We start from the raw sequence: 21970 nt of genomic DNA on the forward strand, positions 1-21970 counted from the left end.
GGTAGGGGCAAGACGAAACGGGCCAGGCCCGGATGCTGAGTGTGACAAAGGATAGGGCGCGTGGTCGCGATGTCAATCTGCGTTGTGTTCGGTCCGGTTTACGGGCAGAGTTTAAAAAAATTGTGTGGCTCAAGGAGTTAAGATGAGAAATCTGGATCAACTGGACCTGGATATCCTGGCCCATCTGTTTCGCGATGCGGGCATGACCAACAAGGATCTGGCCGCGTTGGTGGGAGTTGCCCCCTCCACCTGTCTGGAGCGGGTACGCAAACTGCAGCAGGATGGCGTGCTTAAAGGCGCGCACTGCGAAGTGGACTATCAGGCCCTCGGTGGCCACATTCAGGCCATGGTCTCCCTGCAGCTGGCCCGCCATAGTCGCCAGATCATCGATGCCTTCCGCGATGCCATTCTGGCGCTGCCCGAAGTGATCAGCCTGTTCCACATGGGCGGCAAGGATGATTTTCTGGTGCACCTGTGTGTCTCCGACACCGAGCATCTGCGTAACTTCGTCTTTGACCACTTCACCTCCCGCGAGGAGGTGGTGCACCTCGAAACCTCACTGGTATTCGAGCACAGATTCAGCCGTTCGCTACCCTGTTTTACCCAGCCATAACGGCGGGCGAGTCGCTCGGTTGAGCAGATAAAAAAACCGCCAGCTGGCGGTTTTTTCTATTCAACATGTTACCTTTTTGGCCTCATTGCTATCCGAAAGGGGACGCTTATTTTGCTGCGACCCGTTGATCCTTTGCGGTCTGATAGAGCCCCTGCTGATAAGCCATGCTGCCCCAAAGCACCAGACCAAGGGCATCGTCCTTCATTGCGTCAGGTTGTGCGGCAGAGGTCAACGCTTCACTGGTCTGGTTATAGACAAATCCTTCCGCTGGTCGCTCTGGTTGCAGGATCACCACATCCTTGCCGCGCATCAGGGCGAAGTTTTTGTCGTACTGCATGAGGGCGCGGCCGGGCCAGTCGGCGGGCATACGGGTCAGATCCTTGCCCAGCATGGGGTGGTCGGCACTGATCCCCATCAGGGAGAGCAGGGTCGGTGCCATGTCGATCTGGCTGACGATGCGGGGATCTTTTTTCGGCGCTATGCCGTTGCCGACGATGACACCGGGAATATGGAAACGGGGGATGGGCACCAGACTGGAGCCGCCGACCCGGCTGTCGTGATCGGCGATCACCAGGAACAGGGTGTCCTTCCAGTATTCGGACTGTTTTGCCTTCTTGAAGAACTCGCCGATGGCGTAGTCCGCATACTTGGCCGCGTTGTTACGGGTCTGCTTGGGCTGCTCGAACAGCTCGATGCGATTGTCCGGGAATTCGAACGGATCGTGGTTGCTGGAGCTGAACACCAGACTGAAGAAGGGTTTGCCCTCCTTGTGCAGCGCCTTGAAGGTCTCGTCGGCTTTGGCCATCAGATCCTCATCAGAGGCGCCCCATGAGCCCTCGAATACCGGATTGTCGAAATCCTTCTGCTCGACGATGGTAGTGAAGCCGTTGCCGAGGAAGAAGCTGCGCATGTTGTCGAAGTGGCTCTCGCCGCCGTAGATAAAGCTGGTGTCATAACCTCGCTGCTTGAGCAGATCGGCGATGGTGAAGAAGTTGGTCTGGCTCTTGCCGAGTTTGACCACTGCCTGCGCCGGGGTTGGCGTGAAGCCGGTCAGCACCGCCTCGATACCGCGCACCGAGCGGGTGCCGGTGGCGTAGAGCTGCTCGAAGGCCCAACCCTGTTGGGACAGTGCGTCGATGTTGGGGGTGAGCGGCAGGCCGCCGAGGGAACCGACAAATTGGGCACCCAGGCTCTCTTGCAGCAAGATCACCAGATTCTTCGGTTTGCCCTGAAAGCTCGCCGGGTTGAAGGTCTGGCTGGGCAGCAGATCCGAGTTGAAATCACTGGCCGGACGGCCACTCTCCTGACGCATGATCTCGAGCACTTTCTCCTCGGACATCTTGCCGTAAAACTGGCTGGCGTCCTCTTCGGCTCCCATCTGTTTGATGGCAAAGAAGAGGGAGTAGGCGGAGTTGACAGTGAGTGAGTTGATCAGCGGATCATCGGCAAAGGCGACCATGGCCGGGTTCAGTGCGCGATGGCCGAGACTGGAGCGAGCGCCGAGAAAACCTATAGCCAGAATAAGCAGGGCAAACGCTGGACGCAGATACCAGCGGGGGAAGCTAAGGCCGCGCACCAGACGGCCACTCAGCCACCAGCCACCGGCCAGTACGGCGCCACTGAAGAGCGCCGCCAGCAACAGCTCGCCCTTGCGGCCCGCCCACAACATCGAGAGCACCTCTTTCGGATAGATCAGGTACTCCACATAGAGGCGATTGGGGCGCACGCCATATTCGGTGACGAAAGAGGGGGTGGAGATCTCGAGGAACAGCATCAGCCAGAGTCCGACGGTCAGCCACACTCGCATCAGTTGCAGCCAGCCCCGGCCGATGGCGTGGGGGCCTGCCAGCAGCAGGGTGAACATGGCGGGGACACCCCAGACCCAGCAGAGGGTGGCAAAATCGACCCGGATCCCTTGCAGCAGCATCTCCTGCCAACCGGCAACGGCATCCACCCGTTCCAGTTGCCAGAGGCCGAGGGCAATTCGACTGAAGGTGAGAGAGAGCAGGGCGAGCGCGCAGAAGATAGCGAAAGGCCAAAATGGGCCCAGTCGCTGTTTTAGGTTTGTCATGAATGTTCCTGATAGAGCCTGTAAACGTCTGTCCACAGACGTTTTTTTTATTTGTTGTGACCTTATGACAGGCAGATGGGGAGAAGGTTGCACTCTAGCTTGCCAAAAGGGGCAATTAACATATCGCTTATCAAAGGGTGTGGCGGCGCGCAGTTAATGATTACAGAATAATCTGCTGGGTGAAATGTGAGCTGCGGCGCGTATGGATAGGGTGACGGGTGTTTATAATTACCGCGAATTATCCCAATCGGAGCCGAAAGGATGCCGGTCTTTATCGATGTGGAGTATGTGCAGGGATGGCGTCTGTTCGTGGTGCTATCGGACGGTATCACAGGGGTGCTGGATCTGAACCCCTGGCGTGGTCAGGCGCTGTTTGCAAAACTGGAGAGTGAGCGCCAGTGCGCCCGGGTCTTCATCAACCGTCACCACCAGTTGGAGTGGCCCGTCGGCTGTACCTTGTCAGCCCACGAGATTTATCACCTGATCTCCCCCATCGATGAACGGGAAGCCTTCCGTTAATCCCTGCTGTTTGTGAGCAAGGGGGATCGGCCCCTCTTCACGTCGCTGCACACCAGTCAGGCTGGGTTGGCTATGAGCTGCGTGGCTGCATCCCTGAGCCGATCATACTGGCTCTCGGTCAACTACCGTTTTGCCTCGGCAGGTGTGCTCTAACCAGTTGAGTCAGATAACGTTTTCAGTCACAGACCCCTCTGCGAGCGCTCGCTATCATGGTGAAAAACAGGCGTATCAGACGCCTGCTCTCACAGCGGGAACATAACAATGAAACAAGGAACGTTACGCTATGGCGGCCTGCTCGGGGCCGTCCTGTTACTGGCTGCCTGTGGTGGCAGCAGTTCTTCCGGTGGTGAAGTCATCCCGCCGGTTCCCAACCGTACCGATCTGGTCAGCAACCGTGCCTGCTATGGCGATGATCAACCCGCCTGCAACCTGCGCATCTATCAGGTGATGGTGGAATCCTTTGTCGATGGTGACGGCAGCGCCAACTACGGCGTCGGCTATGGCCCCTCCCGCCACAACGGCGATCTGCAGGGGATCATCGATAGCCTCGACCACATCAAGAGTCTCAACGTCAACGCCATCTGGCTCACCCCGGTATTCGACTCCTGCGCCGGTCAGGGCGGTGACAACAAGCTCGATGCCACTGGCTACTTCGCCTGCGACTACTTCAATGTTGATCCCAACTTCGGCAGCAATGCCCAGCTGAAAAAGCTGGTGGATGGGGCGCACCAGCGCGGCCTCTACGTTTTCCTCGACGGGGTGTTTGGCCACGTCAACAAGGTGGGGGTGAGCAAGCCGTCGCCAGAGGGGCGTCTGCCAGCGCTCACCAGCGGCGGTGCCGGTTATCCTGGTCAGCTGGTGGATTACAGCAAGCCGGAGAGTCTCGCCTACTTCAAGGAGGTGGCCCGTTACTGGGTCGAGCAGTATGGCATCGACGGCTGGCGTCTCGATCAGGCCTATCAGCTCAATCTGGACGAGTGGCGCGCCATTCGCAGTGAAGTGGATCGAGCCAGCGCGACGCGCAAGGCCGCCGGTCAGCAGTGGGGCACTCTCGGCTACATGGTGGGGGAGGTGTGGAAGGGGGCTGATGAGATTCGTGCCGAGGCGTATGGATCGAGCGACAACCCGGCGCTCTCCTCGGCGTTCGACTTCCCGCTGCGCTACGGCATCGTGCAGGCACTGGCGGTGGAGGAGTCCGGCAAGGGTGGCCAAGGGGCCAGCGTGCTCGACGCCAGCTGGAACAAGGTGGAAAACTACCCCGGTCACGCCATGCCTAACCTGATGCTGGGCAACCACGATCTGGTGCGTTTTGGCGATCTGCTGGAGCGCGGCAACTTCAACTCAGCCGAGTACTGGCAGCGCCACAAGGCGGCCTTGAGCTTCCTCGCTGCCCGCTCTGGCCCCATCACCTTCTATTACGGCGAGGAGTTTGGCGACGAGGTGCCGGGCTTTGCCGCCAAGGTCAGCGATGACTGCGTGGCGCAGGGCTTGTGCGACGATCACGTGGCCCGCAGCGACGGCAAGGTGCCCGCTGTCAGCGGTTTTGTGGCTAGTGCCGAACAGGCCGAGCTGAAAGAGTGGCTCGCCCAATTGCTAGGGATGCGCGCCGCGCACCCCGCGCTCTATCAGGGGGAGCGAGTCAAGCTGGTGGCAGATGGCAACCTCTATGGCGACATCAAGCAGACGGCGGGCGAGCAAGTCGTCTACCTGCTCAACCTCTCCACCTCGGCGCTCAGCTACAACTTGCCGACGGGCAAGCTGCGCAGCGGCAGCGCGCTGGTGGATCTGCAAAGCGGCGAGAGTCTGGCCATCGGCGGCAGCAGCGTGACGGTGGAGCTTCCCCCCTTGAGCGGGCGTTTCCTGCGTCTGCAATAAGTAAGCGGCAGCACGTTGTGATACGAGAGAGGGCCCCATCGCGGGGCCCTCTCTCATTGTGGGCGTTGAGGTCATGGCGACCTATGAAGTTGTCTGGCCCCGGTTTTCCAGCCGCTGGCGGAAGGCGCGGGCCAGCCGTTCGTAGAGATCCTGCGCCTCCTTGTCTTCGATATCGCCGCGGATCCAGGGGTTGTCGACGATCTCCAGCAGTACGCAGTCACGGCCCTGCTGGCGCAAGTCCAGCCCATAGAGGCCATTGCCGAGTTGATGCACGGCGCGGCGGGCGGTCTGCAGCACTCGCTCCGGTACCTCGTTAAGCGGCAGTGCCTCGATCCGGCTCATGTCGAGGGGGTGCTTGCGGCGGCGAATGCGGTTGCCGGGTTCGGGCCGGTAGCGGCGACAGGCGAACAGCGGCGAGCCGTCGAGAAAGCCGATGCGCCAGTCAAACTCGGCGGGGATCCGGCTCTGCACCAGCAGCAGGGCGGAGCGGCTGAGCCCCTCGTCCAGCAGCCGGGCCAGCTGCTGCTCGTCACTGGCCAGGGCGAGATCGCGCCCCTGCGCGCCATCGGGCACCTTCACCATCAGCGGCAGGCCGAGTCGCTGCACCAGCTCATCGACATGGTGGCGACCGCGACGGGTCACCACCATGGTCGGCGGCATGGGCACCCCGCTGCGCACCATCAGCTCGTAGAGGTAGAGCTTGTTGCTGCAGGCGAGGATGGCGCGGGAGCTGTCGATCACCGGCATCTTCAGCTGTTCGGCGCGGCGGGCAAACTCGAAGGTGTAGTGGCCGACCGCGGTTTCGGCGCGCAGCCAGAGGGTGTCGAACTCCGGCAGCCGCTCGATGGCCGACGGTGGCAGGATCTCGGCCCGGATCCCCTGGGCGGCGGCGGCCCGGATAAAGCGCTCCAGCGCCAAGCCATCGCTGCTGGCGCGACCATCATCGGGATCCACCAGAATGGCAAGCTGGTAGAGCGGCGCCGCCTGCTCCTCGTCACCTGTGCCCACCAGTGCCTGAGCGTGGTGCTGCATCAGTGCTTTTTCGCTTTGGCTTAGCTCCAGCGGCGACAGGCTCTGCTGCTGGCGCACCGACCAGCCGTGACGGCCGCGTTTCAGGGTCAGCTCCTGCAGCGGTAGCTGGCTCAGGCCGTAGTAGTAGCGGGCCAGCCCCGCCAGCTCGCTCTGTTCGCACTGACCGAAGATGGCGCGCACCCGGATCCGATCCTCGCTCTGCTGGGCCAGCCACCCTTGCGCCTTGCGCCACAGCTTGGCCGGTGGCTGCTGGGGTTGCAGTCGGCTGATGGCCTGCAGACCCGGCAGGCATTGATGGCCCCGGGCCTGTGCCAGCAGCGAGCAGTAGTAGCCTGCGCTCAGGTGCTCCAGATTGCGGCAGAGGTTGATGATGCGGGGTCGGCCGCCGGTGGTCGGTACCCCATGTTGCAGGTAGGTGCGGGCGGTCAGCAGATAATCGGCATGGCAAGGCCAGTCGCCCAGCTCTTCGACGATGACGTAGGTACTCATATTTTCGGCTCCACAGATCAGACTGCCTGAACAGGCAGGATCCCCAGTGGGCTTCGATGCACCGACAAGCACGACAATGGCGCGAGGGGAAACAAGAGGTTACAGTGCCTCATATTCTGCTTTGGTCACTTGTGATACAAGTCGCATTTTTGGTGCTGAAGATAAATAACCGAACAAGGACTCCCTGTGTTGACCGTACGAGCGGCCCGAACCGATGATCTGGGCGCCATCGTTAATCTGGAACGCTACTGCTTTCCCCCTGAAGTCGCCTTTGGCCGCAGCCGCTGGCACTATCTGCTGACCCACGCCAAGGGACGTACCCTGCTGCTGCTGGATGAAAAAAATCTGTTGATGGGTTACCTCTGCCTGCTGGAACACAAAGGGTGGGATCGACTGGTCATTCAGGCGCTGGCGATCCGTTGGACGGTGCGCCGTCTGGGTTGGGCCCGCCGCCTGCTGGAGCAGGTGATCCGTGAGGGCAAGGCTGCCGGTTGGGGGGCGGTTCGCCTCGAAGTGGGGGATGCCAATGAAGAGGCGCTGGCACTCTATCAGGGGTTGGGATTTCGTCCCCAGCAGCGGCTGGCGAATTACTATGGCCGCGACCAGCACGCCCACCGGTTGGTGTTGCCGCTGGTGAGTGATGAGGAGATCCTGCTGCGGCGGCAGGCTCGCAAGCGGCTCTCGCAGGCCCGCTAGTTATGTTGAACGAGCAGAATCGAGGAGCAGGATGAGCTGCGACAACTGCCTTGCCACCGCCATCAAGGCCAAGCTGGGGCGCTGCCCGGTCTGCGCTGGCCAGACTTTCGTCATCGGCCTGATTGGCTGGCTGGTCTGGTGGTGGTGTGGCGCCGACACTTCGGTCAACGCCCTCACCGGCCTGCTGTTCGCGCTGGGTGGCTCGGGCCTGTTGCTGCTCCATCTGGTGGTATTTGTCTGGCGCAAGGCGACCGGACGTGAATTGAGCGATGAATGAATCTGAATAGATTCAAACAGATAAATAACAATATCGGTGTAGATATGGAGGTTCAGATGATTGCAATGGTAACGGGCGCCTCGTCCGGTTTTGGTGAAGCCATCAGCCGCCAGCTGGTGCAGGCGGGCTACAAGGTGATCGGCACCGGTCGCCGCGCCGAGCGGCTGGCCGCACTGGCTGACGAGCTGGGCGAGCAGTTCCTGCCGCTGGTGTTCGACGTGCAGGACAAGGCCGCTACCCGCGCCGCCATCGCCGGTCTGCCAGCTGCCTGGAGCGAGGTGGATCTGCTGGTCAACAACGCCGGTCTGGCGCTGGGGCTGGAGCCTGCCCACAAGGCGGATCTCGAGGATTGGGAGCAGATGATCGCCACCAATATCAGCGGTCTGACCCTGCTTACCCGATTGCTGCTGCCGGGCATGGTGGCGCGCAATCGCGGCCACGTCATCAACATCGGCTCCATCGCCGGCACCTACCCCTATCCGGGCGGCAACGTCTACGGTGCCACCAAGGCGTTTGTGAAGCAGTTCAGCCTCAACCTGCGCGCCGATCTGGCGGGTACCGCCATCCGCGTCACCAACGTGGAGCCGGGCCTGTGCGGTGGCACCGAGTTCTCCAACGTGCGCTTCCACGGCGACGATGCCAAGGCGGCGACCGTCTATCAGGGTGTGCAGGCGATCCAGCCGGACGATATCGCCAACACAGTGCTCTGGATCAGCCAGCAGCCCGCTCACGTCAACATCAACAGCATCGAGATCATGCCGGTGGCGCAGACCTTCGGCCCGCTCACTATCAGCCGCCGCTGATTGCAGATTTTGATGAAACCAGCTTGATGAAATGAACAGAGGCACCCCGGGGTGCCTCTGTTCATGCTGTTCTATCAACCGAGCTGGTTACAGGCTCATGATCTTCTTGAACTCCTCTTCCGAATACTTCTGCTCGCTGCTCTTGGTCAGATCCGTCATCAGCTTGTAGCGCAGCTCTTTGGCCATCTGATAGGCCTGCTCCAGCTGGCCGTAGGAGTAGTCGGCGGCCAGCCCGAGCGCAGTGGCCTTGTCGCTGGCGTCAGCAAGCGGCGAAAGGTGCCAAAACAGCGTGAACTGGCAGCAGATGAGTCATGATTCTGACGCCTGTTTGCGTTGCATATCCGGTGAGCGCCGCCAGCGCGCGGGATCCCGCACCATCCGACAAGTTGGCCTGTAACTTGCTGGTTTAATTAATAATGGTGGGGCCTGACGCCCCATGTGACCGGATCAGCCTGTGCGCGTTGCCGGATATGCGCAGCGAATTGGAGCCCCAATGGATATCAAACCCTACAGCCAGCAACTTGCCCAGAGTGCGTCCAACAACCGTGCCCTCGCCACCCTCAACAGTGCCGGTGGCGGCCAGGGCGGTGGCTGGGAGGAGATGGTCAGCCTCTCCACCCAGCGCATGACCAGTCAGGCTCAGCAGGTGCTGACCTATGAACATCTGGCCAAGAACAGCAAGTTGCCGCCGGCACTGGATATGAGCTCCGACAAGGGGGGCGTGGTGCAGCAGCTGGTGGACAAGGCGCTGGGCTTCGATCGCAAGAAGTTCAACGAGATAGAAGAGAAGCTCAAGACCATTGCCGACAACAAGAAGCTGACGCCGGAAGAGCGGGCGGAGCAGAGCAAGCCGCTCAACGAGCAGCGAGAGGCGATGCTGAAAGAGGCGATGGAACGCCTGACCGGTAAATCAGACAAGAGTGACAAGACCAAAACGGCCTGATCCTGCCGCCTGTTGCCTCGCTTCTGCCGGGTCGGCACGGATTGCGCCGTGCTGACCGCTGGCTTGCTCTACGTTTCCCGCTGTTTTGACCTCACCCGCTGGCAGGCGCACAATGTCCCCGCTTTGTTCAAGTCGAGGATCCCGCCGTGTACAACTTCCAATATGCCAACCCGACCCGCATCTGTTTTGGTGAAGGGCAGATCGCCAGCCTGCCAACGCTGATCCCGCCCGGCAGTCGCCTGCTGGTGCTCTATGGTGGCGGCAGCATCAAGCAGAACGGCGTTTATGAGCAGCTGACCCAAGCGCTGGAAGGGGTGACCTGGCAGGAGTTCTCCGGCATCGGTGCCAATCCCAGATACGAGCTGTTGATGGAGGCGGTGGCGCTGGTGAAGCGCGAGCGCATCGACTTCCTGCTGGCGGTCGGCGGCGGCTCGGTGGTGGATGGCACCAAGTTTGTCGCGGCGGCGGCCTGCTATGAGGGGATCGACCCCTGGGATATTTGCGGCAAACAGGCGAGCGTGCACCAGGCGCTGCCGATGGGCTGTGTGCTGACCCTGCCTGCTACCGGATCCGAGAACAATCCCACCTCGGTGGTGAGCCGGGGGGATGTGAAAATCTCTTTCAGAAGCCCGCTGGTACAGCCGCAATTTGCGGTGCTCGATCCGGCGACCACCTACAGTCTGCCAGCCCGCCAGACCGGCAACGGGGTGGTGGATGCCTTCATCCATATCACCGAGCAGTACCTCACCTTCCCGGTGGGGGGCGAGGTGCAGGACCGGCTGGCGGAAGGCTTGCTGCAGGTGCTGGTGGAGAACGGCCCCAGAGCGCTGGCGGAACCGACCAACTATCAGGTGCGGGCCAACCTGATGTGGGCCGCCAGTCTGGCGCTCAATGGCCTTATTGGCTGTGGGGTGCCGCAGGATTGGGCCTCTCACGCCATCGGTCATCAGCTGACGGCGCTCTACGGGCTGGATCACGGCCAGAGTCTGGCGGTGGTGCTCCCCTCACTGCTGCGTGAACGGGCGAGCCAGAAGCAGGACAAGCTGGCCCAGTTTGCCGAGCGAGTGTGGCATTCGACCCGCGAGGATAAGGCTCTGCGGATCGAAGAGGCGATCATCCGCACCGAGCAGTTCTTCCAGAAGATGGGGCTGGGCACCCGGCTGGCCGATTATGGCCTCAGCGAAAGCTGTATTCCGGCGATCTGCTCCAACCTCAAGCGGGTGGGGCGCACCGCGCTTGGTGAGCAGCAGGATATCGACCCGGATCGGGTGGCGCGCATTCTCGCCCGGGCGCTGTAAGCCGGTGTCGGTTTGTTTCCCAATAAAGAGGGCCGCTTGTTGCGGCCCTTTTGCATGATGGGTTAGCCGATCACTCGGTGCGTGCCTTGAGATAACCGGCGTAATCCGGGATCTGCACGCTGAACGCCTGCCGCATGTGGGGGCTGTCCATGATGAAGTCGGCGGTTGCTTCATTGGTGGCAACCGGGATGTTCCACACCGCCGCCAGCCGCAGCAGCGCCTTCACATCTGGGTCGTGGGGAACCGCATTGAGGGGATCCCAGAAGAAGATCAGCACGTCGATCTTCCCTTCGGCGATCAGGGCGCCGAGCTGCTGGTCGCCGCCCATGGGGCCGGAGAAGAGGCAGGTGATGGGCAACTGCGCCTTCTTGCCGAGCATGGTGCCGGTGGTGCCGGTCGCATAGAGATGGTGGAGCTTGAGCTCCTCCTTACGGCGCATCACCCAGTTCAGCAGAGGGGTCTTCATGTTGTCGTGAGCCACCAGTGCCAGCCGTTTGTGGGGCGCCATCTCGCGTGCAATCTGTTCCATGGAAATCGTCCGTAGCATTGTTATTGGCAGAGAGCCGTATCCTAATCGAAAGCCATGACGGATGTTGTCTCGGGCGTATTAACTGTGATCCTGTCGAAAAGTTTTCGGGCTATCGCGGCCCAAATAGGCGGCCTAAATGAAGAGACCCGCGCTGGCGGGTCTCGCTGCTTGCTAGCCTGTTGGCTCAGGAGCCGTGGTGCAGTTGCGCCTGCTGGTAGTTCTCCAGCCCGATGCGATCGATAAGGTCGAGCTGGGTTTCCAGCCAGTCCACATGCTCCTCCTCATCCTCCAGGATCTTCTGGAACAGGTCGCGGCTGATGTAGTCCTGTACCGACTCGGCGTAGGCGATGGCCACTTTCAGGTCGGGGATGGCATCCATCTCCAGCAACAGATCGCAGCGCAGCATCTCCTCTACGGATTCACCGATGCGCAGCTTGCCCAGATCCTGCAAGTTGGGCAGCCCTTCGAGAAACAACACCCGTTTGACCAGTTCATCGGCGTGTTTCATCTCATCGATGGACTCGTGGTACTCCTTGTGCCCGAGCGCCTTGAGGCCCCAGTCATCGTAGATGCGGGCGTGCAGGAAGTATTGGTTGATGGCAATCAGTTCATTGGCCAGCACCTTGTTGAGGTGGGCAATGATCTTGGGATCTCCTTTCATCGGCTCTGCTCCTTGGTTCGTGCCTGAGGCTTAGATCGTTAGAGCTTAGTCGAGAAAAGTGACAATAAGAGATCTGGCGAGCCAGCTCGCCCGAGTGGAAGGGCCAACCCTGTTGGCGGGTCGGGTCAGAAAGGAGTGGTCTGGGTCAGGCCACTTGGTAGTAGAGCACGGGTTGCTCCTGCTCCATCTTATCGAGCTCGGCGGCGATGATCTCCATGGTCATGCGCACACACTTGCCACACTGGGCGCCCACCTCGAGCGACTGCTTGAGCTGGCGGAACTCGCTTTTACCTGACTGCACCGCCTTGCGGATTTGGGTATCTGTGATGCCGCGGCACAAACAGACGTACATAGGATTTACCTCATGCTGGAGTTGGGTGAAATCTAAATGAGAATGGTTCGTGATGCAAATAACCATTGGTAATAAGATCCCTTGCTTGCCACTGTGCAACCCCTTGGGGACAATGCTGGCAACCAGAGGAGATCACCATGCTCAAAAAACTGTTCAGTGCCCTGTTCGGCGGCGAGTCGGCCAAGGTGGCGGACGTTACACCGACCGAATATGCCGGCTATCTCATCTATCCCGAGCCGATGGCGGAAGGGGGTCAGTACAGGCTGGCGGGCCGCATTACCAAAGAGCTGGATGGGGTGCTGCAGACTCACCGCTTTATCCGCTCGGATCTGTTTGCCAATCCGGCCGATGCCGAGCATTTCATGGTGCAGAAGGCCCACACCTTTATCGATCAGATGGGGGATCGCATGTTCGAACCCCGCAAACCGGCTGACAGCGCGGCTTCATGACTCAAGCAGAGGTCAACCGGCTGCGCGAGGCGCTGGCCTGCGCCGGTGAGCGGCGCCTGATCTGGCTGGAGGGGGAGGAGGCCGACTGCATTGTCCGTGCCCAAACCCTGCTCGGCGAGCGCATCTTTTGGCTGGGCGCGGGGCCTGAGTGTTATGCCCCGCAACCCGCCGCCAAGGCGCTGCAGCGGCTCGGTCAGGAGTGCGACACGCTGGTGTTCAATACATTCAGTGGTTTTCACCCCGACGCCTTCGGGGCGCTGGCGGGCACTCTGCGCGCCGGTGGCTTGCTGTTGCTGCTGACCCCGCCCAGAGAGATCTGGCCCGCATGGCCGGATCCCGACCGGATCAGACTGGTGGCTCAGCCGGAGGAGGCGAGCCGAGCGGGTCACGGCTTTATCGCCCGGCTGGTGCGGCTGCTGGCGGGGGATCTTGCCCTGTCACTGGCTCCGCCGGTTTGTCCGCAGCCGTGGCAACCGATTGGGCCCGAGCACAGGCTGAGCAGTGATCAGGTTCGGGCGCTGCCCGCCATTCACAAGGTATTGCACGGCCATCGCCGTCGTCCGCTGGTGCTGAGTGCGGATCGCGGTCGTGGCAAGAGTGCGCTGCTGGGGCTGGCTGCCGCCGAGCTGCTGCGCCAGCAGCCCGGGCTGAACATAGTGGTGACGGCCCCCTCGCAGGCGACGGTAGCGACCTTGTTTGCCCACGCCGCTCGTGGTCTCGATACTACGCCGGAACATAAGCCGGAACAGCTGACGGGGCTGAGCTACTGCTCGCCGGATCGGCTGGTGCACGAGGCGCTGCAACCCGACCTGCTGCTGGTGGATGAAGCGGCCGCCATTCCGACCCCGCTGCTTGAGGCGATGCTGGCCCGCCACAGCCGCATCGTGTTTGCCACTACCGAGCACGGTTACGAAGGGACGGGACGTGGTTTTCACCTGCGCTTCAAGCGGGTGCTCGATAGCCAGACTCCGCAGTGGCAGGAGATCCACTTGGGCGAACCCATTCGCTGGGGTGAGCACGATCCGCTGGAGCCGCTGATCTTCCGCCTGCTGGGGCTCGATGCCGAAGTGGCAGCGCCCTTACCGCCGACCAGCCCGCGCTGGCGTCAGATCAGTCAGCAGGCGCTGGCGAGCGACGAGTCGCTGCTCAACCAGCTGTTCGGCTTGCTGGTGCTGGCTCACTACCAGACCACGCCGGGCGATCTCAGATCCCTGCTGGAGAGCCCGGATCTCGACATCCATCTGCTGGAGCAGGATGCGAGCCTGTTGGGGGTTGCGCTGGTGGCGCGGGAAGGAGGGATAGAACCCGAGCTGGCCGAGGCGATCTGGGCCGGGCGCCGCCGCCCGCGCGGCCATCTGCTGCCCCAGTCGCTGCTGGCCCACGCCGGTTTCAAAACGGCAGGGGCGCGCAGTTATGCCCGGGTGATGCGCATCGCCATCCATCCCGAGCTGCATCGCCACGGGCTGGGTTCGCTGCTGCTTGGCAGGCTGGAAGAACACTATCGCCAGGCGGGCATCGACTATCTTGGTTCTGCCTTTTCGGCCAGCGCCGATCTGCTCCCCTTCTGGTGCAAGGCGGGACTAGTGGTATTGCGTATCGGCCTGCAGCGGGATGCCGCCAGCGGCTGCCACGCTGCCTTGCTGCTAAAGGCGCTCAAACCCGAGCATGAGCCCGAACTGGCCCAGTGGCAGCAGAGATTCGCACGCCAGCTGCCGACCCTGCTGGCGGGCGAGTTAAAAGCGTTGGATCCCGAGCTGGTATGGCAATGTCTGCAAGGCAGTACCGTCACTGCACCTGAGCTTGGCGAGTTCGAGCGCGATGAGATCGAATGCTTCGCCTTGCACCACAAGCCGTTTGAGCTGTGCCAATCCAGCTTGCAGCTGTGGCTGGCGCGTCATTTGGCTGTGCTGGCTTCGCTCACCCCTGCCGAGCGCCAGCTGCTGATCGCCACCATCTGGCAATATGCCGATTGGGGAACGCTGGCCGCGAGGTTGCAGCTGGCGGGCAAACCCGCCGTGATCAAGGGGTTGCGGGCGCTGCTGGCGCGTTTGTTGGGTTCCCCTACCACTCGATAGGTTTACCTTGCCAGTCGAGAAAGCTGAGCTCACCATCCGGTTGTAGCCGGTTCATCAGCTGCACCAGATGGCTGGCTACCTGCTCGGGAGTTTGCACGTTTCCCGCCGGTACATTGGCGTGAAACGGACGGGAGAGCGGGGTATCAGTGGTGCCGGGATGAAAGGCCAGCAATTTGACCCCGGGGGCCCGCCGGGCCAACTCGATGGCGGCACACTTGAGCAGCATATTGAGGGCGGCCTTGGAGGCGCGATAGCCATACCAGCCGCCAGCGCGGTTGTCGCCTATGCTGCCGACCCGGGCACTGAGTACGGCCAGGGTGCAGGGCTCACGGCCAAACAGCGGTAACAACTGGCTGATCCAGCGTAGTGGCAACAAGGCGTTGGTCTGGTAGAGGTGGGTCATGGCATCGAGATTGAGTGCTTCGAGCCGCTTCTCTGGCTGGATCTCCCCCTGATGCAGGATGCCGTTGCAGATCACCAGATGACGCAAGTTGGGGGCCAGGGCGACAATTTGAGCGACGCAGTGGCTAATCTGCTGGTCACTGTAGTCACAACAGAGCCAATGTAGGCGGGGATTAGCAAACCCGACAGGGGCTTGCTGACGACTGATGCCAATGACCTTATTGGCTCCGGTGGCCAGCCATTGCGTCACCAGAGCCTGTCCTATGCCACCCCCAGCTCCAATCACAACCACGCTTTGCGCCATATTCTGCTCCTGTTTCGATTGAGGTGATGACCTTCACCATCGCATTTTTGTACTCTCCATCGCTGTTACGTTCCTTTTTGCTCGCGGGATCAAGTAGCTATCAAGGCTAAGTTGTGCGGATCTCTCCGGTCTGGGCGGATCCATTCCTATACTGAGAGAAAACCGCAGCGGTGTGCTGCCCGCGCAACCAGAATGAGAGTCACCATGATGTCCAAAGACGGGGAAGAGCGTAAATCCATCCTGACCGAGAGCGGGACCAACGAGCTCGAGATCATCGAGTTTCACCTCAAGAAGCTGTTGCCGGACGGGCGAGAGAAGATCGCCTATTACGGGATCAACGTCGCCAAGGTGCGCGAGGTGATCCGGGTGCCGGATACCACCGATTACCCCAATGCCCAGCGCCATATGGTGGGGGTGTTCTCCCTGCGGGAGCGCCTGATCCCGCTGGTGGATCTGGCCGGTTGGCTTGGTATCAAGACCAACCCGGATCCTAGTCACAAGGTGGTGATCGTCACCGACTTCAACAAGATGGCCAACGGCTTTCTGATCGACAGCGTCAGCAGGATTCATCGGGTCTCCTGGGAGGATGTGGAGTCCCCCAGCCAGTTTCTGGAGGCGGGGGAAAATGACTGCGTGGTGGCGGTGGTCAGGCGTGATGGCAACCTCATCATGATCCTCGATTTCGAGAAGATCATCGCCGACATCAATCCCGAGCTCAGCATGGAGAAGTACGACGTTACCCAGGATCGTAAGGTGCTCATCGACGATCGTATGATGGCACTGCGTCAGGGCAAGACCATTCTGGTGGTGGACGACTCGGCCTTTATCCGCAAGATGATCGAGACCACCCTGCGTACCGCTGGCTTCAACGTGATAACGGCCAAGGATGGGGGGGAAGGGTTGGAGATGCTGACGGATTTCGACCGTCTGGCCCAGGAGGAGAGGATGCCGGTGTCTGGTTTCGTCAACGCGGTGATCACCGATGTGGAGATGCCGCGGATGGATGGCATGCACCTGCTCAAAAGACTGCGCGATACCCCCTCCTACAAGGAGATGCCCATCGTGATGTTCTCCTCCCTGATGAGCGATGATAACCGTCAGAAAGCGCTGCAACTGGGTGCCAACGATACCATTACCAAGCCTGAGATTGGCCGCATGGTGGGGATGATGGATCATATGCTGTTGGGGATTGCTCCTCCCTCCCCTGCCAACAATATCTGACCAGCCATTCTGGCCATTGACTGATCGGGCGGATCAAACGGCCACTCCCTGCCAGGGAGTGGCCGTTCTGTTTTGGCCGCGAGCCGTGATGTGATTCTCTCTTGTTTCCCGGATACAAGCTATGTAATGATAACTATTATCATTTGTTGGTGTGGCGGATATGACAGCAACCTGGGTGAAAGGATGGGTCGGGTCGACCGAAGGTGGCAGCAGCATGACTCACTGGAAGCAGCAGACCAGAGAGGGCAACCGGCTGTTTGACTGTGGCGAATACCATCAGGCGTTGGCCCATTATCAGCAAGCGCTTTGGCTGGCACGCCAGCAACTGGCCCGGTGGCACGATGCCGATGAGGCGGTGGCGGCACTGGTGGTGGCCCATCACAATCTGGCGGATCTGCTGGTGGCCATGACCCTGCCTGATCGCGCTGCCGACCAGCTCTGCTATGTCCACGACTGCCTGCTGGCAACCTGTCACTCTCCCGCGACCTCACCCCGTTTGCGGGAGGCAGCCTTGCGCCACACCCGCACCACTCGTGCCGAGTTGCTGACGTTCGTTCAGCGCCACGGCAGCAATGCCGCGATCATCTGCTCGCTTGGCCAATGTCTGTGCCAGAGCGAATCTTCATCCCGACTCCATTAATCCGACCAGAGGTAATCATGAGCCATACCTTGCCAGCCCTGAACTATGCCTATGACGCACTGGAACCCCATATCGATGCCTTGACCATGGAGATCCACCACAGCCGTCACCACCAGACCTATATCAACAACCTCAACGCCGTGCTGGAAAGCACGCCGGAGCTGGCTGCACTGCCGGTTGAGGATCTGCTGCGCCGCTTCGCTACCCTGCCCACCACGCTGCAGGGGGCGGTGCGTAACCACGGCGGCGGCCATGCCAACCACTCTCTGTTCTGGCTGGTAATGAGCCCGCAGGGTGGTGGTGAGCCAAGTGGCGAACTGGCGCTGGCCATCGAGCGGGAGTTGGGGGGATTCGATGCCTTCAAGCAGGCCTTCACTCAGGCGGCCCTGAGTCGCTTTGGCAGCGGCTGGGCCTGGCTGGTGGTGGACCAGGCGGGCCGATTGCAGGTGGAGAGCAGTGCCAATCAGGATAGCCCCCTGATGCATGGCCATACCCCGATCCTGGGGCTGGATGTGTGGGAGCATGCCTACTACCTCAAGTACCAGAACAAGCGTCCGGATTACATCGCGGCTTTCTATCAGGTGGTGGATTGGGCCGAGGTGGCCCGTCGCTATCAGGCGGCGCGAGGCTGATCTGGCCGCAATAGAGATGTGGTATTGAGCGGTACAAGACCGCAGCCACAATCAGCAGTGCATGCAATACCAAACGACCCGCCAACTGGCGGGTCGTTTGTCTTGTTATTGGGCGGGCACGCTGGCGCTGGCGGCGGAGGGCGTCACCGGCACTGTTGGCAAGGTCGCAGTGGGGGGCTTGGCGGCGGCTTCAACCGCTGGTTTGATGGGGGTGACCGGTTCAGTCGTTGCCGCTGCTGATTCAACTGGCGGGGCCTGCTCAGTGGCTGCCGTTGCTGATACAGCGGGAGTGACCGGTTCAGTGACTGCAACTGCGGATACCGCCGTTGGCTTGATCTCAGCCACGGCAGGTTTGGGCTGTTTGAGGCAGGGTTGCAGGCTGCCGATGGTGCTCAGAGATTTACAAGGCACAGGCAGACCGATGGGCACCGGCTCCCCGAGAAACTTGGGCCCCTTGTCCAGTACATAGAGATCGAGCAGCCCCATCAGGCGGGCAAAGACTTCCCGTACCCGGGTGCGGATCCCCTGATAGGCGCTGGGGTCTTCGGCATTGAAGCCGACCGCGTCGATACCGAAATGACGGGCGATAAAAATGGCGCGTTCGTTATGAAAGCCCTGGGAGACCACGGTAAAACGATCCTGACCGAACACCTCCTTGGCTCGCACCACTGAGTCGAGAGTGCGGAATCCGGCGAAATCCATATAGATGGCAGAGGCGGGGATGCCCGCCTTGATCAGGGCACGCCGCATCTGGCGCGGCTCGTTGTACTGCACGGTGGCGTTGTCACCGGATACGATGATGAAGTCCACCTTGGCATCGTTGTAGAGTTCGGCCGCCGCCTTGATCCTGTGCTTGAAATAGTGATTGGGGCCACCACCGGAGAGATATTTGGAGGTACCCAGCACCACCGCAACCCGGTTGTAGGGCACCTGCTCCACCTGATCGTAGGTGTAGTGACGGGCATCCGAAACGATCCACTCGCTATAGGCCAGCAGCGAAGCAATCAGTGCCAGCAGCAAAACAAGGCAGGCGAGGAGGATTTTGGCAAACTTCTTCATGCGCGGTGCGGTCAGGATCTGAGGTGAGGAGTGGCTATCGCCATTCTATTACAACTCGGCCGCTGGCGTCAGGCTTGATGAGTGGGTAGCGCTCTTGCGGGCAGAGGTTGCCGCATCAAATGGGCTGGCTACTACGCCGGAAAAAAAGAGGAGCAGCCGTGGCTGCCCCTCGCGTCGTTATGATGGGTCAGTGGGCCGAATCATTGCCCTTGCAGAGGTCAGACTCCTTGTTGGCTTGCCACCATGGCAGCAGATCCCGGCTCAGCCACGCCTGATAGGCGTCGCTGTCGTTGGCGATCAGCCTGTCCAGCTCCCCTTCGAAGTCGCTCATCGCCTGCTTTTGATCTTGATTGCGCAGCGCCTGTGCCAGCGTCAGCCAGCTGGCGCCGCGACCGGTGTCGTTAAGGAAGCGGTGCACGGTATAGGACCAGGAGTAGACCATCTCGCCCCCCTGCTCGTAATCGAGATGGAGGATCGCCGTCAGTGTCGGGCGCTGGTTGGTGGGCCGGTTTGCCACGTTATCCAGACCCCGGGCAAAGCACTGACCGTGGGCGATGTACTCTGCAATCCCCTCTGACCACCAGGTGGTGCGATTGAGCGGATAGTGGCCGAAGCTGCCGTACTGGTTAAAGCGGCCATCCAGATAGTGAACGTACTCGTGGCGCAGGTTCCACACCTGGAAGGCCGGGCGCTTCCACTCCGCTTCATAGGCAAAGAAGCGCGCCTGATTGCCGGGGCGAGCCGGATCCCCCTCGATATAGATACCACCGTTGTCGGTGGAGACGCCAAACAGCGCGCTGCCGTAGCGGCCCCAGTCGGCAGAGGAGTTGAAGATCACCAGCTCCAGCGCCTCGTTGTGATCATCGGCCACCGGTTGCTCGCCAGTTTCCATCAGCTGGTGGAAGCGTTGCTCCTCGTCACCCAGTTCACGGCAGATCCCCTCGGCCTGAGCCTGGGTCAGATCCTGAGCGCGCAGGCGCAGGGTGGGCGAGCAGGTGTGCTCGAACGACAGGATATCTTCCATGCGGATCGGGGTGCAGAGCCCGGCGAATTCGCCGCTGACGCAGGCTTCACTGGTGCGTTCCGTGTAGGTGAGGTAGTAGCTGGAGAGGGTCAGGGAGACCTCTTCCAGCATGGCCGCCGGATGCTGGCCACCCGGGATCAGCCCCTGCTGGCGCATGATGGTGATGACATCGCGATCCAGCTGTTGGCGATAGGCGATAGCCTCATCCGGGCTGGTGTGATGGAGATAGCGCATCATCTGGTAGAGACGGCTATGGGCATCGAGGATGTTGTTGAAGATAAACAGATCCCGTGAGCCATCGCGCTGTTGCCAGAGGGCCAGTTCACTCAGGCCCAGTTGCAGCAGGTTCTGGCGCAATGCCGCCTCCTGTTGCAGCACCGCCGCGCTGAAGTCGGCCTGCTGACCATAAGAGGCGCTCTGATCGACCAGATTGAGCAGCTCGAACAGGCCATCAGCCCAGGGTTTGTGACCATTGATTTGCACCGCATGTTGCACCGCATAGCCGAGCGCCTGGTTGAGCTGGGCCAGCATGGGGGCGGCACTCTGGCGGAAGGCGGTTTGGCCAAGCTGTCCCTGCGCCGCCACGCTCCAGGCTTCCAGCACTGTGCCTGCCTGATCCTGCGGTTCGGCTCCCAGTAGCAGGGGGTGGTTGAGCAGATCAATCATCACCCCGGCAAGCGCTCGGGCGACCTGATCACTCTCCTTGCCAACGCCGCCGTGGTAGTTGTGGGCACGCACGTAGTAGAGCAGCTTGTCCATCGCCGGATGGGTCGGCTGGTTGGCCGTCAGCAGGGCACGCATGCCGCGCACCACCGCCATCAGCTTGGCGTCATCGTGGCCATAATCCGCCTGCCAGGCAGGACTGTTCTGGCCGCTCACGTCAGCCACCAGTTTGGCGGCATCGCTATCGAGCAGATCCACATCGGGCTGCTCTGGCTCGGAGCAGAGACGACCGTTGGCACGGCGGCACTCCAGTTGCTCCTCCTTGCTGGCTAGCACTATGGGGCGATTGAGCACCCGGCTCTCCTGCCACTCTTTGCTCTCTGGCAGGGGCTGCCATTCGCCGCCCGCGATCGGGTATTGGTAGCCGCTATCTTGCAGCGTTACCTGAACCTCGCTGCCTGCGGGGATCACCTGACGGCAGATGCGATAGCGGATGGTGTTGCTCCCCTCCTTGCGCTCCTGCGGCTCATCACACTCCTGCTGCGGGGTCAGTTGATCCAGCTGCCACTGATAGCGGCGCCAGACGTGGAGCTCGCTGACCTGAGCGGCAGCCTGGCTGGCTGCCACCGGCTGCAAGCGGAAGAAGATCTGCTCCAGTCGGCCATCCCGCTCGCTGGGTGTCTCTTCAAGTACCTGCAACTGCTGCCAATCCTGCGGCTGATAGTGCCACTCGGGCTCTGCGCAGCGGCCTTGCGCGTTGAGTTCGCAGCGATCCAGCTCCCTTTCACTCTGACCAAGAATGATGGCTTGCGGCAGCGGCAGACGATCCTGCCGTTGGGCGGTCGGCGTGCCCCCCAGCTGCTCCCAGCGACCCTGCTTGAGGCCATAGCCGAAGTCATAACTGCTGGCGGGAATAAGCTTGCCCGCCGGTATCCGATCTTCACAGCGCACGAAGCGGATCTGCCAGCCTGCATCCACCTTGAGCTGCGGCTCGCCACACTGCTGCTCGGCCAGTGCACCGAGCTCGCTGCTCTGCCAGTCGAAGCGGCGGTAGACCCTAAGCTGCTGGTAGGGCGCGCTGCTGCTGCGCGCCTTGAGTTCGTAGGTGATCTCGGTGATGCGAGCGGCCAGTTGTTGGCTCGATTCGCCAGTCAGCTGATACTGTCGCCAGTCATTGGGGGAGTAGTTGGCTTGCGCCGAAGATGTAGCCAAAAGCAGTGGGCCTGCCAGCAGCAGCCACCCGGTACCCGAACGGTTCATTTTTATCCCTTTGTTGTTGTTTGTGTATTGTCTTGCGAGTAATCGCAAGGCAATCTAACTGGTTCCAAAGGGATATCAATTGC

21 protein-coding genes and 1 pseudogene are annotated in these 21970 nt (G+C 61.1%); 13 read left to right on the forward strand and 9 right to left on the reverse strand.

What is annotated here, in order from left to right:
- Positions 1–142: 142 nt before the first annotated feature.
- Positions 143–613 (forward strand): Lrp/AsnC family transcriptional regulator, encoded by a 471-nt coding sequence (locus ACY8FN_RS06150; RefSeq protein WP_042023133.1) that lies wholly within the window; start codon positions 143–145, stop codon positions 611–613.
- A 106-nt stretch (positions 614–719) separates the two neighbouring features.
- Here ACY8FN_RS06150 and ACY8FN_RS06155 read toward each other — a convergent pair whose 3' ends face one another.
- Positions 720–2684: an LTA synthase family protein gene (locus ACY8FN_RS06155; protein ID WP_463099486.1), complete on the reverse strand. Its 1965-nt coding sequence runs from the start codon at positions 2682–2684 to the stop codon at positions 720–722.
- Positions 2685–2945: 261 nt separating this feature from the next.
- Between ACY8FN_RS06155 and ACY8FN_RS06160 the strand changes: the two genes are divergently transcribed.
- Together ACY8FN_RS06160 and ACY8FN_RS06165 are read left to right on the forward strand one after the other, a co-directional pair.
- Positions 2946–3203: a DUF2442 domain-containing protein gene (locus tag ACY8FN_RS06160; protein WP_139720193.1), complete on the forward strand. Its 258-nt coding sequence runs from the start codon at positions 2946–2948 to the stop codon at positions 3201–3203.
- Between the two features lie 261 nt (positions 3204–3464).
- Positions 3465–5078 carry an alpha-amylase family glycosyl hydrolase gene (locus tag ACY8FN_RS06165; protein WP_463099487.1) on the forward strand — a complete coding sequence of 538 codons (1614 nt, stop codon included), beginning with the start codon at positions 3465–3467 and terminating at the stop codon, positions 5076–5078.
- Positions 5079–5159: 81 nt separating this feature from the next.
- Here the strand turns inward: ACY8FN_RS06165 and ACY8FN_RS06170 are convergent, their stop codons facing one another.
- Positions 5160–6599, reverse strand: coding sequence for a RimK family protein (locus tag ACY8FN_RS06170; RefSeq protein WP_463099488.1), 1440 nt, complete (start codon positions 6597–6599; stop codon positions 5160–5162).
- A 186-nt stretch (positions 6600–6785) separates the two neighbouring features.
- Between ACY8FN_RS06170 and ACY8FN_RS06175 the strand changes: the two genes are divergently transcribed.
- From ACY8FN_RS06175 to ACY8FN_RS06185, 3 genes are read left to right on the forward strand one after another with little or no spacing between them, the layout of a single operon-like run.
- Complete coding sequence (locus ACY8FN_RS06175) at positions 6786–7295, forward strand: GNAT family N-acetyltransferase (protein ID WP_139427506.1); 510 nt, start codon at positions 6786–6788, stop codon at positions 7293–7295.
- Between the two features lie 31 nt (positions 7296–7326).
- Positions 7327–7572, forward strand: a complete 246-nt coding sequence (locus ACY8FN_RS06180) for a DUF3624 domain-containing protein (protein WP_033136045.1) — start codon at positions 7327–7329, stop codon at positions 7570–7572.
- A 56-nt stretch (positions 7573–7628) separates the two neighbouring features.
- Positions 7629–8375, forward strand: coding sequence for an SDR family oxidoreductase (locus ACY8FN_RS06185; protein WP_463099489.1), 747 nt, complete (start codon positions 7629–7631; stop codon positions 8373–8375).
- 87 nt (positions 8376–8462) lie between these two features.
- Here ACY8FN_RS06185 and ACY8FN_RS06190 read toward each other — a convergent pair.
- A pseudogene (locus ACY8FN_RS06190) lies at positions 8463–8639 on the reverse strand (C69 family dipeptidase); the annotation flags it as partial.
- 229 nt (positions 8640–8868) lie between these two features.
- Here ACY8FN_RS06190 and ACY8FN_RS06195 point away from each other — a divergent pair.
- Together ACY8FN_RS06195 and ACY8FN_RS06200 are read left to right on the forward strand one after the other, a co-directional pair.
- Positions 8869–9318: a hypothetical protein gene (locus ACY8FN_RS06195; RefSeq protein ID WP_463099490.1), complete on the forward strand. Its 450-nt coding sequence runs from the start codon at positions 8869–8871 to the stop codon at positions 9316–9318.
- Between the two features lie 146 nt (positions 9319–9464).
- Positions 9465–10616 carry an iron-containing alcohol dehydrogenase gene (locus ACY8FN_RS06200; RefSeq protein ID WP_463099491.1) on the forward strand — a complete coding sequence of 384 codons (1152 nt, stop codon included), beginning with the start codon at positions 9465–9467 and terminating at the stop codon, positions 10614–10616.
- A gap of 70 nt (positions 10617–10686) precedes the next feature.
- Here ACY8FN_RS06200 and ACY8FN_RS06205 read toward each other — a convergent pair whose 3' ends face one another.
- The 3 genes from ACY8FN_RS06205 to ACY8FN_RS06215 form a co-directional block, all read right to left on the reverse strand.
- Positions 10687–11145, reverse strand: a complete 459-nt coding sequence (locus ACY8FN_RS06205) for a methylglyoxal synthase (RefSeq protein WP_101315892.1) — start codon at positions 11143–11145, stop codon at positions 10687–10689.
- A 184-nt stretch (positions 11146–11329) separates the two neighbouring features.
- The gene (gene bfr, locus ACY8FN_RS06210) at positions 11330–11806 is read right to left on the reverse strand and encodes a bacterioferritin (RefSeq protein ID WP_098970749.1); all 477 of its coding nucleotides are present in this window, start codon (positions 11804–11806) and stop codon (positions 11330–11332) included.
- A 145-nt stretch (positions 11807–11951) separates the two neighbouring features.
- The gene (locus tag ACY8FN_RS06215; protein ID WP_162515564.1) at positions 11952–12158 is read right to left on the reverse strand and encodes a bacterioferritin-associated ferredoxin; all 207 of its coding nucleotides are present in this window, start codon (positions 12156–12158) and stop codon (positions 11952–11954) included.
- Positions 12159–12295: 137 nt separating this feature from the next.
- Between ACY8FN_RS06215 and ACY8FN_RS06220 the strand changes: the two genes are divergently transcribed.
- Both ACY8FN_RS06220 and ACY8FN_RS06225 read left to right on the forward strand, forming a co-directional pair.
- Positions 12296–12607: an HlyU family transcriptional regulator gene (locus ACY8FN_RS06220; protein ID WP_101323488.1), complete on the forward strand. Its 312-nt coding sequence runs from the start codon at positions 12296–12298 to the stop codon at positions 12605–12607.
- On the forward strand, positions 12604–14682 hold the full coding sequence (locus ACY8FN_RS06225) for a tRNA(Met) cytidine acetyltransferase TmcA (protein ID WP_463099492.1): 2079 nt from the start codon (positions 12604–12606) through the stop codon (positions 14680–14682). The genes ACY8FN_RS06220 and ACY8FN_RS06225 overlap by 4 nt, the downstream gene beginning before the upstream one ends.
- Here ACY8FN_RS06225 and ACY8FN_RS06230 read toward each other — a convergent pair.
- A complete protein-coding gene (locus tag ACY8FN_RS06230; RefSeq protein ID WP_463099493.1) occupies positions 14669–15388 on the reverse strand; it encodes an SDR family NAD(P)-dependent oxidoreductase in 720 nt (239 codons plus the stop codon). The genes ACY8FN_RS06225 and ACY8FN_RS06230 overlap by 14 nt on opposite strands.
- Before the next feature lie 204 nt (positions 15389–15592).
- On the opposite strand from ACY8FN_RS06230, the gene ACY8FN_RS06235 reads away from it, so the two are divergent.
- From ACY8FN_RS06235 to ACY8FN_RS06245, 3 genes are all read left to right on the forward strand, one after another.
- Positions 15593–16609: a chemotaxis protein CheV gene (locus ACY8FN_RS06235; protein WP_101346163.1), complete on the forward strand. Its 1017-nt coding sequence runs from the start codon at positions 15593–15595 to the stop codon at positions 16607–16609.
- A gap of 160 nt (positions 16610–16769) precedes the next feature.
- Complete coding sequence (locus tag ACY8FN_RS06240) at positions 16770–17249, forward strand: tetratricopeptide repeat protein (protein WP_083221069.1); 480 nt, start codon at positions 16770–16772, stop codon at positions 17247–17249.
- A 17-nt stretch (positions 17250–17266) separates the two neighbouring features.
- On the forward strand, positions 17267–17881 hold the full coding sequence (locus tag ACY8FN_RS06245; RefSeq protein WP_463099494.1) for a superoxide dismutase: 615 nt from the start codon (positions 17267–17269) through the stop codon (positions 17879–17881).
- A gap of 105 nt (positions 17882–17986) precedes the next feature.
- Here ACY8FN_RS06245 and ACY8FN_RS06250 read toward each other — a convergent pair whose 3' ends face one another.
- Complete coding sequence (locus tag ACY8FN_RS06250; protein ID WP_463099495.1) at positions 17987–18940, reverse strand: SanA/YdcF family protein; 954 nt, start codon at positions 18938–18940, stop codon at positions 17987–17989.
- Positions 18941–19127: 187 nt separating this feature from the next.
- Positions 19128–21887 carry a collagenase gene (locus ACY8FN_RS06255; RefSeq protein WP_463099496.1) on the reverse strand — a complete coding sequence of 920 codons (2760 nt, stop codon included), beginning with the start codon at positions 21885–21887 and terminating at the stop codon, positions 19128–19130.
- Positions 21888–21970 lie beyond the last annotated feature (83 nt).

This window comes from Aeromonas sp. 160P, assembly GCF_055193095.1.